At 66.7% G+C, this 14,369-nt stretch carries 12 protein-coding genes and 1 tRNA gene; 8 read left to right on the top strand and 5 right to left on the bottom strand.

Annotated features, from left to right (window positions below; all coding sequences use genetic code 11):
• The first annotated feature begins 28 nt into the window (after positions 1-28).
• On the top strand, positions 29-949 hold the full coding sequence (locus ACUTR7_RS09740; protein ID WP_012204817.1) for a ZIP family metal transporter: 921 nt from the start codon (positions 29-31) through the stop codon (positions 947-949).
• Between the two features lie 27 nt (positions 950-976).
• Here ACUTR7_RS09740 and ACUTR7_RS09735 read toward each other — a convergent pair whose 3' ends face one another.
• Positions 977-1,708, bottom strand: coding sequence for an IclR family transcriptional regulator (locus ACUTR7_RS09735; protein WP_012204816.1), 732 nt, complete (start codon positions 1,706-1,708; stop codon positions 977-979).
• Between the two features lie 157 nt (positions 1,709-1,865).
• Here ACUTR7_RS09735 and ACUTR7_RS09730 point away from each other — a divergent pair, with 157 nt between their 5' ends.
• From ACUTR7_RS09730 to ACUTR7_RS09720, 3 genes are all read left to right on the top strand, one after another.
• Positions 1,866-2,819, top strand: a complete 954-nt coding sequence (locus tag ACUTR7_RS09730; RefSeq protein ID WP_043781550.1) for a hydroxymethylglutaryl-CoA lyase — start codon at positions 1,866-1,868, stop codon at positions 2,817-2,819.
• Positions 2,820-2,858: 39 nt separating this feature from the next.
• Positions 2,859-4,106, top strand: a complete 1,248-nt coding sequence (locus ACUTR7_RS09725; protein WP_445608711.1) for a CaiB/BaiF CoA transferase family protein — start codon at positions 2,859-2,861, stop codon at positions 4,104-4,106.
• Between the two features lie 136 nt (positions 4,107-4,242).
• Positions 4,243-5,298 (top strand): Bug family tripartite tricarboxylate transporter substrate binding protein, encoded by a 1,056-nt coding sequence (locus ACUTR7_RS09720; protein WP_445608710.1) that lies wholly within the window; start codon positions 4,243-4,245, stop codon positions 5,296-5,298.
• A 95-nt stretch (positions 5,299-5,393) separates the two neighbouring features.
• Here the strand turns inward: ACUTR7_RS09720 and ACUTR7_RS09715 are convergent, their stop codons facing one another.
• The gene (locus tag ACUTR7_RS09715; protein WP_269196862.1) at positions 5,394-7,997 is read right to left on the bottom strand and encodes an arginine/lysine/ornithine decarboxylase; all 2,604 of its coding nucleotides are present in this window, start codon (positions 7,995-7,997) and stop codon (positions 5,394-5,396) included.
• Positions 7,998-8,146: 149 nt separating this feature from the next.
• Between ACUTR7_RS09715 and ACUTR7_RS09710 the strand changes: the two genes are divergently transcribed.
• Both ACUTR7_RS09710 and ACUTR7_RS09705 read left to right on the top strand, forming a co-directional pair.
• Complete coding sequence (locus ACUTR7_RS09710) at positions 8,147-8,572, top strand: NfeD family protein (protein ID WP_012204811.1); 426 nt, start codon at positions 8,147-8,149, stop codon at positions 8,570-8,572.
• Positions 8,573-8,672: 100 nt separating this feature from the next.
• Positions 8,673-9,590: an SPFH domain-containing protein gene (locus ACUTR7_RS09705; RefSeq protein WP_012204810.1), complete on the top strand. Its 918-nt coding sequence runs from the start codon at positions 8,673-8,675 to the stop codon at positions 9,588-9,590.
• 45 nt (positions 9,591-9,635) lie between these two features.
• Here ACUTR7_RS09705 and ACUTR7_RS09700 read toward each other — a convergent pair whose 3' ends face one another.
• Complete coding sequence (locus ACUTR7_RS09700; RefSeq protein WP_012204809.1) at positions 9,636-10,040, bottom strand: tautomerase family protein; 405 nt, start codon at positions 10,038-10,040, stop codon at positions 9,636-9,638.
• Positions 10,041-10,202: 162 nt separating this feature from the next.
• Between ACUTR7_RS09700 and ACUTR7_RS09695 the strand changes: the two genes are divergently transcribed.
• Together ACUTR7_RS09695 and ACUTR7_RS09690 are read left to right on the top strand one after the other, a co-directional pair.
• A complete protein-coding gene (locus ACUTR7_RS09695) occupies positions 10,203-11,186 on the top strand; it encodes a LysR substrate-binding domain-containing protein (protein ID WP_445608709.1) in 984 nt (327 codons plus the stop codon).
• 13 nt (positions 11,187-11,199) lie between these two features.
• Positions 11,200-11,289: transfer RNA gene (locus ACUTR7_RS09690), tRNA-Ser, on the top strand.
• Between the two features lie 127 nt (positions 11,290-11,416).
• Here ACUTR7_RS09690 and ACUTR7_RS09685 read toward each other — a convergent pair.
• Both ACUTR7_RS09685 and ACUTR7_RS09680 read right to left on the bottom strand, forming a co-directional pair.
• Complete coding sequence (locus tag ACUTR7_RS09685) at positions 11,417-12,484, bottom strand: 2,3-butanediol dehydrogenase (RefSeq protein WP_013803056.1); 1,068 nt, start codon at positions 12,482-12,484, stop codon at positions 11,417-11,419.
• 69 nt (positions 12,485-12,553) lie between these two features.
• Positions 12,554-14,356 carry an NAD(P)/FAD-dependent oxidoreductase gene (locus ACUTR7_RS09680; RefSeq protein ID WP_034392119.1) on the bottom strand — a complete coding sequence of 601 codons (1,803 nt, stop codon included), beginning with the start codon at positions 14,354-14,356 and terminating at the stop codon, positions 12,554-12,556.
• Between the last annotated feature and the right edge of the window lie 13 nt (positions 14,357-14,369).

Genomic DNA, 14,369 nt, shown 5'->3' with positions numbered 1-14,369 from the left:
GCAACGCCAAACTCTGACCTCGACCAGCATGGATCTGCCACAACGCTTCCGCTCCAAGACCAGCGTACGGTCCAACATCCGCCTGTGGATAGGCCTGGCCATCATGATGGCCGGCGCCTGGGCGCTCACCAGCCAGTTCTGGGCCTACGCCCAGAACCATCCGGTGGTCTTCCAGGCCCTGGCCGGAGGCTCGGCCGCCGCGCTGGCGACCGCACTGGGCACCGTGCCCGTGATGCTGTCCCAGCGCCTGTCCGAACGCACGCAGGACACCCTGTTCGGCTTTGGCGCCGGGGTCATGCTGGCCGCCTGCGCCTTCTCGCTGATCCTGCCGGGACTGGAGGCCGTGCGCACCCAGGAACTGTTCGGTGGCGGCAGCTGGGCGGCTGGCGGGGTCATAGGTTCGGCCATCCTGATGGGCGGTGCCGCCCTCATGCTCATGGACAGGCTCCTGCCCCATGAGCACTTCATCAAGGGCCGCGAAGGCCTGGACCCGCAAGGCGCGCGCAAGCTGCAGCGCACCTGGCTGTTCGTCTTCGCCATCACCCTGCACAACCTGCCCGAAGGCCTGGCCATCGGCGTGGGCTATGCGGGCAACGACGGACTGCGCGCCAATGCGCTGGCCACGGGCATTGCCATACAGGATGTGCCCGAAGGCCTGGTGGTGGCCGTGGCCCTGCTGGCCGCAGGCTACAAGCGCAGCTTTGCCGTGTTGCTGGGCATGGCCTCCGGCCTGGTGGAGCCCGTGGGCGCCGTGCTGGGGGCAGCCATCGTGAGCGGCTCGGCAGCCATGCTGCCCTGGGGCCTGGGCTTTGCAGCGGGCGCCATGCTGTTCGTGATCAGCCACGAAATCATTCCCGAGTCGCACCGCAAGGGCCATGAAGCCTTTGCCACGGGCGGCCTCATGCTGGGCTTCGTGCTGATGATGGTGCTGGACACGGCCCTGGGCTGAGTCCACGCACCGCACACGCCTCCTGGCTCAGGGTAGCAAAAGCCCCAGTTCCCGCGCCGCCGCCAGCACATGGCGGGCGTGGCGCTCTTCATAGCGGTGGGCTGGCATGGTCAGTGTCAGCGCCGCTGCCAATTCCCCATCGCGCTTGAACACGGGGGCCGAAATCCCGGCGATCTCGCGGTGCCTGTCTCCCACCATGGCGCAGTAGCCATCGGCACGCACACGGGCCAGCTGCGTGCGGCTGCCGCCGCGCGATGCGGCGTACAGCTCAGCATCGAACGCGGACAGCACGCGCCCGCCTGCGCCCTGGCCCAGCGGCAGCAGATCGCCCGTGCGTGCGTGGTCGCGCACGGGATGGGGCGAATCCACGCGGTACAGGCACAGCCGGTCCTGGCCCTGGCGCACGTGGTAGGCCGCACTTTCGCCCGTGGCCTGCACCAGGGTGCGCAGCACGGGCATGACCACGCTGTCCAGCGAGAAATGCCGGGCATAGACGGTGTTCAGCCGCGCCACGGCCGGGCCCACGGCGTAGCGGCCGTCATCCATGCGCAGCACCCAGCCGCCATGCTCCAGCGAGGCCAGCAGCCGCAGCACGGTGCTCTTGTACAGGCGCGTGCGCTCCGACAACTGGGCCAGCGTCAGCCCGTCGTCGCCGTCGCGAAACGCTGCCAGCAGGCTCAAGGCCCTGTCCACGGCCGCCACGCCGCCCGGCGCGGCATTCTCGTCGGCCACCGATTCCGTCACTGATTTGCGAGGCATAAAAAGGCACCCAAGGGAAAACCCCAGGCACGCAGGCTTGACGATGGCGCGTGCAGCAGGGAATATTTCAATAGAGAGAATGTAGTTCTATCTATTAGAACCACACAGAACCCCGATGTCAACAGGTGAATCCGCCACCATCGACACCCACCACCGGATGCAACTGCCCATGTCCTCCCACCGTTTTGACGTACTCATCAGCGAAGTCGGCCCGCGCGATGGCCTGCAGTCCGTGGCCTCCACCATGTCCACGGCGCACAAGCTGGCCTGGATCGCCGCGCTGGCCCATGCAGGCCTGCAGGAGATCGAAGTCGGCTCCTTCGTCTCGCCCAAGCTGCTGCCGCAGATGGCCGACGCGGCCGAGGTGGTCGCCCAGGCCATCACCCTGCCCGGCGTCACCGTGATGGCCCTGGCCCCCAATCTGCGCGGCGCCGAGGCCGCGCTGCGCGCCGGCGCCCACAAGGTCACGCTGCCCGTCTCGGCCAGCCCCGCGCACTCCATGGCCAATGTACGCAAGACGCCCATGCAGATGGTGGACGAGGTGCGGGCCATTGCCGCGCTGCGCGACGAGATCGCGCCGCAGGCCCTGATCGAGGCGGGCATCTCCACGGCCTTCGGCTGCACGCTGCAGGGGCTGGTGCCCGAGGACGAAGTGATTGCACTGGCCCTGGCCTGCGTGGCGGCGGGCGCCGATGAATCGGGCCTGTCCGACACCACGGGCATGGCCAACCCGGCCCAGGTGCGGCGCCTGTTCACACGGCTGCGCGCCGAGCTGGGCGAACATGCAGGCGCGGCCCACATGCACAATACGCGCGGCCTGGGCCTGGCCAACTGCCTGGCCGCCTACGAGGCTGGCGTGCGCACCTTCGATGCCTCGCTGGCCGGCCTGGGCGGCTGCCCGTATGCGCCCGGCGCCTCGGGCAACGTGGTCACCGAAGACCTGGTCTTCATGTTCGAGGCCATGGGCATCCGCACCGGCGTGGACATCGATCGCCTGATCGCCGCCCGCCAGCCGCTGGCCGCAGGCCTGCCCGGTGAGGAGCTGCACGGCATGACGCCGCTGGCCGGCCTGCCCAAGGGCTTTGTGCCCCGCATCTACGCACCGGCCTGAGCCGCAGCGACAACCCCCACATTCATTCACCGTTTTTCCATGAGCCAACCCAACTCCCCCGACACGGCCTCAGGCCAGGCCACGCCACTGCCCTACGCAGGAATACGCGTGGTCGAGTTCACCCACATGGTCATGGGCCCGTCCTGCGGCATGATGCTGGCCGACCTGGGCGCCGAAGTCATCAAGATCGAGCCCGTGGGCCACGGCCGCGACGGCGATGCCACGCGCAAGCTGCTGGGCTCGGGCTCGGGCTTTTTCCCGCTGTTCAACCGCAACAAGAAAAGCCTGACGCTGGACCTGCAGACCGAGGAAGGCAAGCAGGCCGCGCTGCGCCTGATCGCCACGGCCGACGTGGTCTGCGAGAACTTCAAGCCCGGCACCATGCGCAAGCTGGGCCTGGACTACGACAGCCTCAAGGACCGCTTCGAGCGCCTCATCTACGTGAGCCACAAGGGCTTTCTGCCCGGCCCCTACGAGCACCGCACGGCGCTGGACGAAGTGGTGCAGATGATGGGAGGCCTGGCCTACATGACGGGCCGCCCCGGCGACCCGCTGCGCGCAGGCGCCAGCGTCAACGACATCATGGGCGGCATGTTCGGCGCCATGGGCGCGATGGCCGCCCTGGCCCAGCGCGAGAAGACCGGGCGCGGCCAGGAAGTGCAAAGCGCGCTGTTCGAGAACAACATCTTCCTGGTCGCCCAGCACATGATGCAGTTCGCCGTCACCGGCAAGCCGGCCGCGCCCATGCCGGCACGCATCTCGGCCTGGGCCATCTACGACGTGTTCGAAGTCCGGGACGGCGAGCAGATCTTCCTGGCCGTGGTCAGCGATGGCGCCTGGCGCCTGTTCTGCGACGCCTTCGGCCTGGGCGAGCTGCGCGACGATCCGCGCCTTGGCAGCAACAACGACCGCGTGCTGGCGCGCAGCTGGCTGATGCCGCTGCTGCGCGAGAAGATGGCCCCGCACAGCGCCGCCCACATTGCGGAGATCTTCGAGAAGAACGGCCTGCCCTTCGCGCCCATCGCACGCCCGCAGGACCTGCTGGAAGACCCGCACCTGAACGCCACGGGCGCGCTGGCCCCCATCACCCTGCCCGATGGCCGCGAGACCAAGACCGTGCTGCTGCCCTTCACGCTGGACGGCAAGCGCCTGGATGTGCGCCTGTCGCCACCGCGCCTGGGCGAGCACAGCCTGGAGATCCTCACCGCCCTGGGCTACAGCAGCGAGCAGGCCCTGGCCCTGGCCCGGGGCGACGCCACCGACAGCCACGCCAAGGCTTCCCACTGACGCCAGGCTGAGCCACTGAAGGCGCCGCCGTCCACCCGGCGCGCGGCGCCCTTCCATCCCATCCACCCCTTACCGGACGACGCTTGCCACGCGCCCGGCGGGGAGGCCTTTTCCCAAAATTCCCGGAGACAACACCATGCCCGCCATCCACCGCAACCCGACCGCCCAAAACCGGACACAGGCACAGACCCAGGCCCGCCCTTGTTCCGCCCAGCGCCGCCAGTTGCTGCTGTGCGCCCTGCCCGCATTGGCTGCCGCCCTGCTCCCGCTGGCGGCCCAGGCCCAGCCCGACCACTGGCCCTCACGCGCCGTGCGCATGGTCGTGCCCTACACGCCGGGCGGCGGCACGGACGCGGTCGCGCGCCAGATCAGCGAGCGCGTGGGCACGCTGAACAAATGGACCGTGGTCGTGGACAACAAGCCCGGCGCGGGCGGCAACATCGGCCTGGATGCAGTGGCCAAGTCCGCGCCGGATGGCTATACCTTCGGCATGGGCCAGACCGCCAACCTCGCCATCAACCCCGCCCTGCTGCCCAGCATGCCCTTCAACCCGCGCACCGACCTGATCCCCGTGGCCCTGGTCGCTGCCCAGCCCACGGTGCTGGTCGTGCCGCAGGACTCGCCATGGAAGTCGGTGCAGGACCTGGTCAAGGCCGCCAAGGCCGACCCGGGCGGCATCCGCCAGGGCTTGGCATCGACGGGCACGGTAGGCCACCTGGCCGGCGAGATGCTGGCCTTCAAGGCCGGCATCCAGGTGCTGAACGTGCCCTACAAGGGCGCAGCGCCGGCCGTGACCGACCTGCTGGGCAAGCAGACGCACTACATGTTCGGCACGCCCCAGGCCGTCTATCCGCTACTCAAGGGCGGCAAGCTGCGCGCCCTGGCCGTGACCTCGGCCAAGCGCCTGCCCATCCTGCCCGAGGTGCCCACCGTGGCCGAGTCGGGCTATGCAGGCTTCGAGGCCGTGGACTGGAAGCTCATCGTCGCGCCCAAGGGCACGCCGGCTGCCATCGTGCAGAAGATGAACACCGCCGTGAACGCAGCCCTGCAGCAGCCCGCCGTTCAGCAGCAACTGCAGGCCGAGGGCAGCACGGCCCTGGGCGGCAGCATCCAGGATGCGGCCCAATACCTGCTCAAGGAACAGACCGACTGGGCCGCGCTGATCCGCGACGCAAAGATACGCCTGGAGTGACCACGGAACAACAACGCCGCAGCGGCGCAATGAAAAAGGCGCGGAGCCCCTTTCGGGACCCGCGCTTTTTTATGGGCCGTCAGCCGGCCCGGCGATCAGATCGTGCGGCCGAAGGGACCATCGTCCCCCACCTGCACCATCTTGCGGCCACGCGCAGGCTTGGCTGCCGTGCCGACTTCAGGCGCGGCCGGCTGCGCCTTGCGCGCTGCGGGGCGCTTGGCAGGCGCCTTGACCGCGGCGGCCTTGGCAACCTTGGCGGCCGGCTTGGCTGCCGGTTTCGCGGCTGCCTTGGCAACTGTCTTGGCGGCTGCCTTGGCCGCAGGCTTGGCTGCAGTCTTCACGGCCTTCTTCGCAGCAGGCTTGCCACCTGCCGGCGTCTTGCGGGCCGGCGCGGTCCCGGCCACGCAGTCAGCGTAGTAGCGCACTTCGCCATCTTCGCTTTGCAGTTCCACCAGGCCGTGGATGTCGGTCTCGAAGCCTGGGCACTCCTTGGCGAACTCGCGCGCAAACAGCAGGTAGTCCACGATCTTGCGGTTGAACACTTCGCCGGGAATCAGCAGCGGAATGCCGGGCGGGTACGGCGTGACCAGGCCCACGGTGATGCGGCCTTCCAGGTGGTCGATCTCCACGCGCTCGGTCTTGCGCTGCGCGATGTGGGCGTAGGCATCGGTGGGCTTCATGGCGGGCTGCAGGTCCGACAGGTACATCTCGGTCGTCAGGCGGGCGATGTCGTACTTGGCGTACAGCTGGTGCACGTGCTGGCACAGGTCGCGCAGGCCCATGCGCTCGTAGCGGCGGTGCTGCTGGCAGAACTCGGGCAGGATGCGCGCCAGCGGCTGGTTGCGGTCGTAGTCGTCCTTGAACTGCTGCAGCGCCGTCAGCATGGTGTTCCAGCGGCCCTTGGTGATGCCGATGGTGAACATGATGAAGAACGAGTACAGGCCCGTCTTCTCCACCACCACGCCGTGCTCGGCCAGGTACTTGGTCACGATGGAGGCGGGGATGCCCGTGTCCGAGAAATCGCCGTCCAGGTCCAGGCCCGGCGTCACGATGGTGGACTTGATCGGGTCCAGCATGTTGAAGCCGTCGGCCAGCTCGCCGAAGCCGTGCCAGTTGTCGAACTCCTTGCCGTTCTTGGCCTTGGAGCGCTTGGGCGCCGCGTCATGGCCGCGGATGATCCAGTCCTGGGCCGAGCCCACGCCTTCATCGGCCAGCTTCTCGGGACCCCAGACCTCGAACCACCAGTCGTCGTCGCCGAACTCGTCCTCCACCTTGCGCATGGCGCGGCGGAAGTCCAGCGCTTCCAGAATGGACTCCTCCACCAGGGCCGTGCCGCCGGGCGGCTCCATCATCGCGGCGGCCACGTCGCAGCTGGCGATGATGCTGTACTGCGGGCTCGTCGAGGTGTGCATCAGGTACGCCTCGTTGAACAGGTGGTGGTCCAGCTTTTCGGTCTGGCTGTCCTGCACCAGCACATGCGAGGCCTGGCTGATGCCGGCCAGCAGCTTGTGGATGGACTGCGTGGCATACACCACCGAGTGCTTGGGGCGCGCGCGCTTCTTGCCCATGGCGTGGTAGCTGCCATAGAACGGGTGGAAGGCAGCGTGCGGCAGCCAGGCCTCATCGAAGTGCAGGTTGGCCACATAGCCGTCCAGCATGCTCTTGATGGTCTCGGTGTTGTAGAGCACGCCGTCGTAGGTGGACTGCGTCAGCGTCAGCACTCGCGGCTTGACCGTCTTGGCATCCACGCCCTTGAGCAGCGGATTGGCCGCGATCTTGGCCTGGATGGACTCCACCGAGAACTCGCTTTGCGGGATCGGGCCGATGATGCCGAAGTGGTTGCGCGTGGGCTTGAGGAACACCGGAATCGCACCCGTCATGATGATGGAGTGCAGGATGGACTTGTGGCAGTTGCGGTCCACCACCACCACGTCGCCGGGCGCCACGGCGTGGTGCCACACGATCTTGTTCGACGTGGACGTGCCGTTGGTCACGAAGTAGCAATGGTCGGCATTGAAGATGCGGGCGGCATTGCGCTCGCTCTCGCCGATGGCGCCGTTGTGGTCCAGCAATTGGCCCAGCTCCTCCACCGCGTTGCACACGTCAGCGCGCAGCATGTTCTCGCCGTAGAACTGGTGGTACATCTGGCCCACGGGGCTTTTCAGGAAGGCCACGCCGCCCGAGTGACCGGGGCAGTGCCAGCTGTAGGAGCCGTCTTCCGCATAGTCCAGCAGCGCCTTGAAGAACGGCGGCTGCACGCCTTCCAGGTAGCTCTTGGCTTCGCGGATGATGTGCTTGGCCACGAACTCCGGCGTATCCTCGAACATGTGGATGAAGCCGTGCAGCTCGCGCAGGATGTCGTTGGGCAGGTGGCGGCTGGTCTTGGTCTCGCCGTAGATGTAGATCGGCACATCGGCGTTCTTGCGGCGCACTTCGCCGATGAAGCTGCGCAGGCTGTGGATCACGGGATCGGTTCCGCCATCGCCCAGCGAGAACTCCTCGTCATCGATGGACAGAATGAAGGCACTGGCCCGGCTTTGCTGCTGCGCGAATTGCGACAGGTCGCCGTAGCTGGTCACGCCCAGCACCTCGAAACCTTCTTCCTCGATGGCCTGGGCCAGGGCGCGGATGCCCAGGCCCGAGGTGTTCTCGGAGCGGTAGTCCTCGTCGATGATGACGATGGGAAAGCGAAACTTCATGGGGGCAGCCTCCGTAACCTGAGCGGGCCAAAAAACGAAACAGGCGCGAAGTGTAAGGAATATCCTTATTGCGCCTTTGAAGCGTGCGGATTTTCACCCAGAATGTGCTGCACTAAACACAAGCAACTGTCACAAAGGGAGTCTCACGCATGGAATATTCCACCATCTGGTGGCTAGTCGCCGGCGCCTTGGTCATCGCCGAGCTGCTGACCGGCAGCTTCTATCTGCTGATGCTGGCGCTGGGCGCCATCGTCGGCGCGCTGTGCGCGCATGCGGGCCTGGCGCCCATTGCACAGATCATCATCGCCGCCGCGCTGGGCAGCGCCTTCGTGCTGGCCTGCTATCTGGTGCGCCGCCGCCAGCCCAGCCGCCAGCCGGCATCGAGCAACCGCGATGTCAACCTCGACATAGGCGAGTCCGTCATGGTCGAGCAATGGAATTCCGACGGCACGGCCCAGGTCCGCTACCGTGGCGCCCAATGGACCGTGATCGGCCGCCCGGGCAACCTGCCCTCGGCCGGCATGCACCGCGTGGCCGAGGTCGTCGGCAACCGGCTGCTCGTGGACAAGCTCTGAGCCACCGCTGTACCTCTTGCGCACACCTGGGGATGCAGTCCTCGCGCCCCTTCGCCTCACTCTCTTGTTTCACTGAATGCCCTCCGGGCTTGGAGACACCATGGAAATCGCCATCGTCATCGCCGTCATCGCGGCCATCTTCATCGCACGATCCGTCAAGGTCGTGCCCCAGCAGCACGCCTGGGTCAAGGAACGCCTTGGCAAGTACGCCGGCACGCTCACGCCGGGCCTGAACTTCCTCGTGCCCTTCGTGGACCGCGTGGCCTACAAGCACAGCCTCAAGGAAATCCCACTGGATGTGCCCAGCCAGGTCTGCATCACGCGCGACAACACCCAGCTGCAGGTGGACGGCATCCTCTACTTCCAGGTCACCGACCCCATGCGCGCCAGCTACGGCTCGTCCAACTACATCATGGCCGTCACCCAGCTGGCCCAGACCTCGCTGCGCAGCGTGATCGGCAAGCTCGAGCTGGACAAGACCTTCGAGGAGCGCGACATGATCAATGCCCAGGTGGTCTCCGCCATCGACGAGGCCGCGCTCAACTGGGGCGTGAAGGTGCTGCGCTATGAAATCAAGGACCTGACGCCGCCGGCCGAAATCCTGCGCTCCATGCAGGCCCAGATCACGGCCGAACGCGAAAAGCGCGCCCTGATCGCCGCCTCCGAAGGCCGCCGCCAGGAACAGATCAACATCGCCACCGGCGAGCGCGAAGCCTTCATCGCACGCTCCGAAGGCGAGAAGCAAGCCGTCATCAACAAGGCCCAGGGCGAGGCCGAATCCATCAAGGCCGTGGCCGACGCCACCGCCCAGGCCATCGAACGCGTGGCCAACGCCATCCGCCAGCCCGGCGGCGAACAGGCCGTGCAGCTCAAGGTGGCCGAAAAGGCCGTCGAGGCCTACAGCCAGGTGGCATCGGACGCCACCACCACCTTGATCGTTCCCAGCAACATGACCGAGGTATCGAGCCTGATCACCTCGGCCATGAAGATGATCCAGACCGGGCAGCGCACCAGCTGAGATCCGCCGGAACCCCACGAAGAACGGGCCATCGCGGCCCGTTTTTCATTGCGCGCCGGTCTGCTGCACCAGTGCCATGGCGAAGCGCCCATGGCCCACGGACCAGTCCGAGTAGTCGTTCTCATGCATGAAGATGAACACATCGGCCGGCGCAACCCCGGCCCCCTCGTGCAGGTTGCGCGCAATGGCCGCATACAAGGCCTTCTTCATCGCATCGCTGCGTCCGCGCCGCATGGTGATCTCGACCACCACCACCGCATCCGAACGCGCTACCCCGTTGAAACTGCGGCTGAACGCGAACTGCCCGGGAGCGTACGGGTGCACCATGTTGAACAGCTCGTCCTCGGGCATGCCGATGCCTTGCACCAGCGCCTGGTGGATGCCCTGCACGACGGCATCGCGCTGAGAAGTGGAGGTGGACTGGGGCAGATAGGTGTGGACGAAGGGCATGGTGCTATGTGCTTTGGGATCGAATGGAGAGGGAGAGTCCGGCCAGAATCCACGCAGGAATTGCCGGCCGAAGCGGCAAATCTATCCACCGGCCCATTGCCTGAAAAGCGATGATTCGGCCGGTTCTATGTACCTGGAACTCACATAGCCTCCACCCGCGCCATGACCCGACCCCTGACCCGCCGCCTGCCCCCGCTGGCCGCCCTGCGCGCCTTTGAAGCTGCCGCACGCCTGGGCCGCATGACAGCGGCGGCAGACGAGCTGTGCGTCTCACCCGGCGCCGTCAGCCGCCAGGTACGGCAGCTGGAGCAGCACCTGGGCCTGGCGCTGTTCGCTGGCACCAAGGCCCGCCCCACGCTCACCGCAGCGGCGCGCACCCTGCAGCCCGCGCTCACCCAGGCCTTCGAGCAGATCCATGAGGCGGTGCGCAGCCTGGGCGACGCCCACGAAGGCCCGCTGGACGTGGCCTGCTTCAGCACCTTCACCGTCAAATGGCTGATCCCCCGGCTGTTCGACTTCCACGCGCACCACCCCGGCATCGAGGTGCGCCTGCGCACCACGGACACCGGCACCGACGCTGCACGCGAAGGCTGCGACCTGCTCATCACGGCCATCCCCACCGACAGCAGCGGCAACAGCGGCCAGGCCATTGCAGACGACGAGATGGCCCTGCCGCTTTTCGACGAATACCTGGGCCCCGTGATGTCCCCCGCAATGGCCGGGCTTGTCGCGCGGCCCCAGGACCTGGCCAGCCTCCCCTTGCTGCACACGCGCGGCCGGCGCGATGCCTGGGACCTGTGGGCCGCCTCCATGGACATGGCCCCGCCCGCAGCGGCAGGCCCCGTCTACGAGCACTACTACTTCACGCTGGAAGCGGCGCTGCGCGGCCTGGGTGCAGCCGTTGCTCCCTGGCACCTGGTGATGGACGACGTGCAGGCCGGCCGCCTGCTGGCACCCTTCGGCTTCAGGGCCTCCGGCTACCGCTACCTGGCACTGCGCCGCAGCACCGCCGCGCCTGCCCGGCTCGACACCCTGTGCACGTGGCTGCAGGCGCAGGTGCGGGCCATGCCGCAAGTGCCAGCCGTCCAAGGCATGCCGATCACGCAGGCAGGCAACTTCGCCGCCGCCCCCAAAAATCGATGCTAGAATCGCGGTCTTCGGAGAGGTGGATGAGCGGTTTAAGTCGCACGCCTGGAAAGCGTGTGTGGGCTAATCCCCACCGCGGGTTCGAATCCCGCCCTCTCCGCCAAAATGATCTAAGCCCTTGATTGATTCAATCAAGGGCTTTTTTCTTTGTGCAGCGTGTGACCGCACGACAGGAATCGGGTGAACCCGCTCCTGATCGCAGCGGGTTCGATTCAGGCCTGCCGCCCGGCCTACCTGAGCCGTGGCTGCACGATGATCTTCACCGCCGATTCGTTGTTGTGAATCAGCGTGTCAAAGCCCTGCGCCACCAGGTCATCGAGCTGGATGCGCTGGGTGATGAAGGGCTCGAGGTTGATCTTGCCCTCCTCGACCAGCTTGATGGTTTCCTGGTGGTCGTTGCAGTAGGCAATGGTGCCGCGCACGTCCAGCTCCTTCATGACCACGCTGTGCACGTTGATGGTGGCCGGATGGCTCCAGATGGACACGATCACCACCACGCCCGTGGCCTTCGTCACCGCCACCAGCGTGTCCAGCACCTTGTTCACGCTGGAGCATTCGAACGACACATCCACGCCCTTGCCACCGGTGAGCTTCATCACCTCGGCCACCACGTCCACTTCGGAGGGGTCGAGGATGTGATCGGCCACGCCCGATTCACGCGCCTTCTGCTTGCGCTTGGCGCTCAGTTCGGTGATGACCACCGTCAGGCCCTTGGCCTTCAGGATGGCGGACAGCAGCAGGCCTATGGGGCCTGCGCCGCCGACCAGCGCCACATCACCCGCTTTGGCACCGCTGCGGGTATAGGCATGGTGGCCCACGGACAGCGGCTCGATCAGCGCGGCCTGGTCCAGTGGAATGGCATTGGAGATCGGGTGCACCCAGCGGCGCTTGACCGCAATCCGCTCGGACAGCCCGCCGCCGCGCCCGCCCAGGCCGATGAAATTCATGTCCTTGGACAGGTGGTAGTGGTCGCCCGGCCCCGTGGGCACGTCGTCGGCCACGATGTAGGGCTCCACCACGACGTGCTGACCGACCTTGATATCGTCGACGCCCGCACCCACGGCGTACACCACGCCGGAGAACTCGTGCCCCATGGTGATGGGTGCGGACTCGCCCGAGATGGGGTGCGGATGGCCGCAGGGCGGAATGAAGATCGGCCCTTCCATGAACTCATGCAAATCCGTGCCGCAGATGCCGCACCAGGCCACCTCGATGCCCACGGTGCCGGGCTCCACCACGGGTTCGGGTATGTCTTCGATGCGGATGTCGCCCCGGTCGTAGAAACGTGCTGCTTTCATGATTGAACTTTCTGTTTTGCAAGGCTGGGTTGGCGGGCGGCACAGCCGCCCCATGGCGATTATTCGGCCTTACCGCAGGTGATGAACTTGCTGCAGGTCATAGACACGCACTGGCAGGCCTTCCTGCCGCGCCTTGAGCTGCAGCGCCAGGTACAGCGAATAGTGGCGCGACTGGTGCAGGTTGCCGCCGTGGAACCACAGCGCCTCTTGCTGCGTGGGCTTCCACATGTTGCGCTGCTCACCCTCCCACGGTCCCGGGTCCTTGGTGGTGTCCGAGCCCAGGCCCCAGACCTTGCCCACCTTGTCTGCCACCTCCTGGCTGATCAGGTCGGCCACCCAGCCGTTCATGGAGCCATAGCCCGTGGCGTAGACCACCAGGTCCGCCGGCAGCTCGGTGCCATCGGCCAGCACCACCGCGTTTTCCGACAGGTGGCTGATCTGCTTGCCCGCCTGCAGCTTGATGCTGCCGTCGATCACCAGATCGCAGGCCCCCACGTCGATGTAGTAGCCCGAGGCGCGGCGCAGGTACTTCATGAAAAGGCCGGAGTCGTCATCACCGAAGTCCAGCATGAAGCCGGTCGCCTCTAGCTTGCGGTAGAAGTCCGCGTCGCGCTCGCGGATGCGGTTGTACACCGGCACCTGGAAGTCGGCCATGATGCGGTAGGGCAGCGAGGCGAAGATCAGGTCCGCCTTCCTGGTCGTCACGCCGCTGGCCACGGCGCGCTCCGAGTACAGGTCGCCCAGGCCGATGTCCATCAGCGAATCGGAGCGCACGATGTGCGTGGACGAGCGCTGCACCATGGTCACATCGGCGCCGTGCTCCCACAGGGCCGCGCAGATGTCATGCGCTGAATTGTTGGCACCGATCACCACCACCTTCTTGCCGGCGTAGGCGTCCGGTCCATGGTGCTGGGACGAGTGCTGCTGCTCGCCCTTGAAGACGTCCTGGCCCTTGATCTTGGGCACATTCGCCTTGCCCGACATGCCGGTGGCGAATACCACATGCCTGGGGCGCAGCACCTGCGTCTCGCCGTTGCGCTCCACGGTGACTTCCCATTCCTGCCTGTCCTCATCGAAGCGGGCGTTCAGGCAATCGGTGGAGGGCCAGTAGTTGACCTCCATCACCTTGGTGTACATCTCCAGCCAGTCGCCGATCTTGTCCTTGGGCGCGAACACGGGCCAGTTGTCCGGGAAAGGCATGTATGGCAGGTGGTCGTACCAGACCGGGTCGTGCAGGCACAGCGATTTATAGCGGTTGCGCCACTGGTCGCCAGGGCGCGCCTGGCGGTCGATGACGATATGCGATACCCCCAGCTGGCGCAGCCGCGCGCCCAGCGCAATGCCGCCCTGGCCGCCGCCGATGACGAGCACGAAAGGCTGCTTGTCACGGCCCAGCTCCTGGGCCTCCTGCTGGCGGCGCTCCAGCCAGGTCTGGCGGCCACGCCGGATGCCGTGCTCGGCCCCCATCGGGCGGCGCGTGCCCATGGGTTCCTCATGGCCCTTGAGCTCCTGGGCGGCCGTCAGCAGCGTCCAGATGCGTCCGTCCCTGATGCGGACATGGCCGCCGCCGCGCGCATGGCGCGTATCGATCACGATCCAGGCGGACACCACGCCATCGGCCTCCTCCACCGCCTCGCGCTCGTCCAGCGAAAAGCGCACGGGCGCCGCGGCGTCCAGCTGCGCAGCCAGCATGTCGGCGATCTGGCTGCGCCCTTCCATGGTCTTGATGTTCCAGGTCAGCAGCACCAGGTCGCGCCAATAGCATTCATCGGCGAACAGGCGGCTGGCGGCCGCGAAGTCGCGGTCTCCCAGGGCATGGTTGAGTTGGTCAAGCAGCGCCTTGGCGCGGGCGTTGGGCGTCGTATCGGTCATGGTTGTCTCCTTG

The sequence above is a fragment of the Delftia sp. NA_296.1 genome (assembly GCF_052692095.1).
The sequence above is the reverse complement of the archived record's forward strand: the minus strand, read 5'-3'. Positions and strand labels throughout refer to the sequence as shown.

Coding starts and splice junctions, on each gene's coding strand:
- ACUTR7_RS09740 (WP_012204817.1), top strand. CDS start 29: ATGGATCTGCCACAACGCTTCCGCTCCAAGACCAGCGTACGGTCCAAC.
- ACUTR7_RS09735 (WP_012204816.1), bottom strand. CDS start 1,708: ATGCCTCGCAAATCAGTGACGGAATCGGTGGCCGACGAGAATGCCGCG.
- ACUTR7_RS09730 (WP_043781550.1), top strand. CDS start 1,866: ATGCAACTGCCCATGTCCTCCCACCGTTTTGACGTACTCATCAGCGAA.
- ACUTR7_RS09725 (WP_445608711.1), top strand. CDS start 2,859: ATGAGCCAACCCAACTCCCCCGACACGGCCTCAGGCCAGGCCACGCCA.
- ACUTR7_RS09720 (WP_445608710.1), top strand. CDS start 4,243: ATGCCCGCCATCCACCGCAACCCGACCGCCCAAAACCGGACACAGGCA.
- ACUTR7_RS09715 (WP_269196862.1), bottom strand. CDS start 7,997: ATGAAGTTTCGCTTTCCCATCGTCATCATCGACGAGGACTACCGCTCC.
- ACUTR7_RS09710 (WP_012204811.1), top strand. CDS start 8,147: ATGGAATATTCCACCATCTGGTGGCTAGTCGCCGGCGCCTTGGTCATC.
- ACUTR7_RS09705 (WP_012204810.1), top strand. CDS start 8,673: ATGGAAATCGCCATCGTCATCGCCGTCATCGCGGCCATCTTCATCGCA.
- ACUTR7_RS09700 (WP_012204809.1), bottom strand. CDS start 10,040: ATGCCCTTCGTCCACACCTATCTGCCCCAGTCCACCTCCACTTCTCAG.
- ACUTR7_RS09695 (WP_445608709.1), top strand. CDS start 10,203: ATGACCCGACCCCTGACCCGCCGCCTGCCCCCGCTGGCCGCCCTGCGC.
- ACUTR7_RS09685 (WP_013803056.1), bottom strand. CDS start 12,484: ATGAAAGCAGCACGTTTCTACGACCGGGGCGACATCCGCATCGAAGAC.
- ACUTR7_RS09680 (WP_034392119.1), bottom strand. CDS start 14,356: ATGACCGATACGACGCCCAACGCCCGCGCCAAGGCGCTGCTTGACCAA.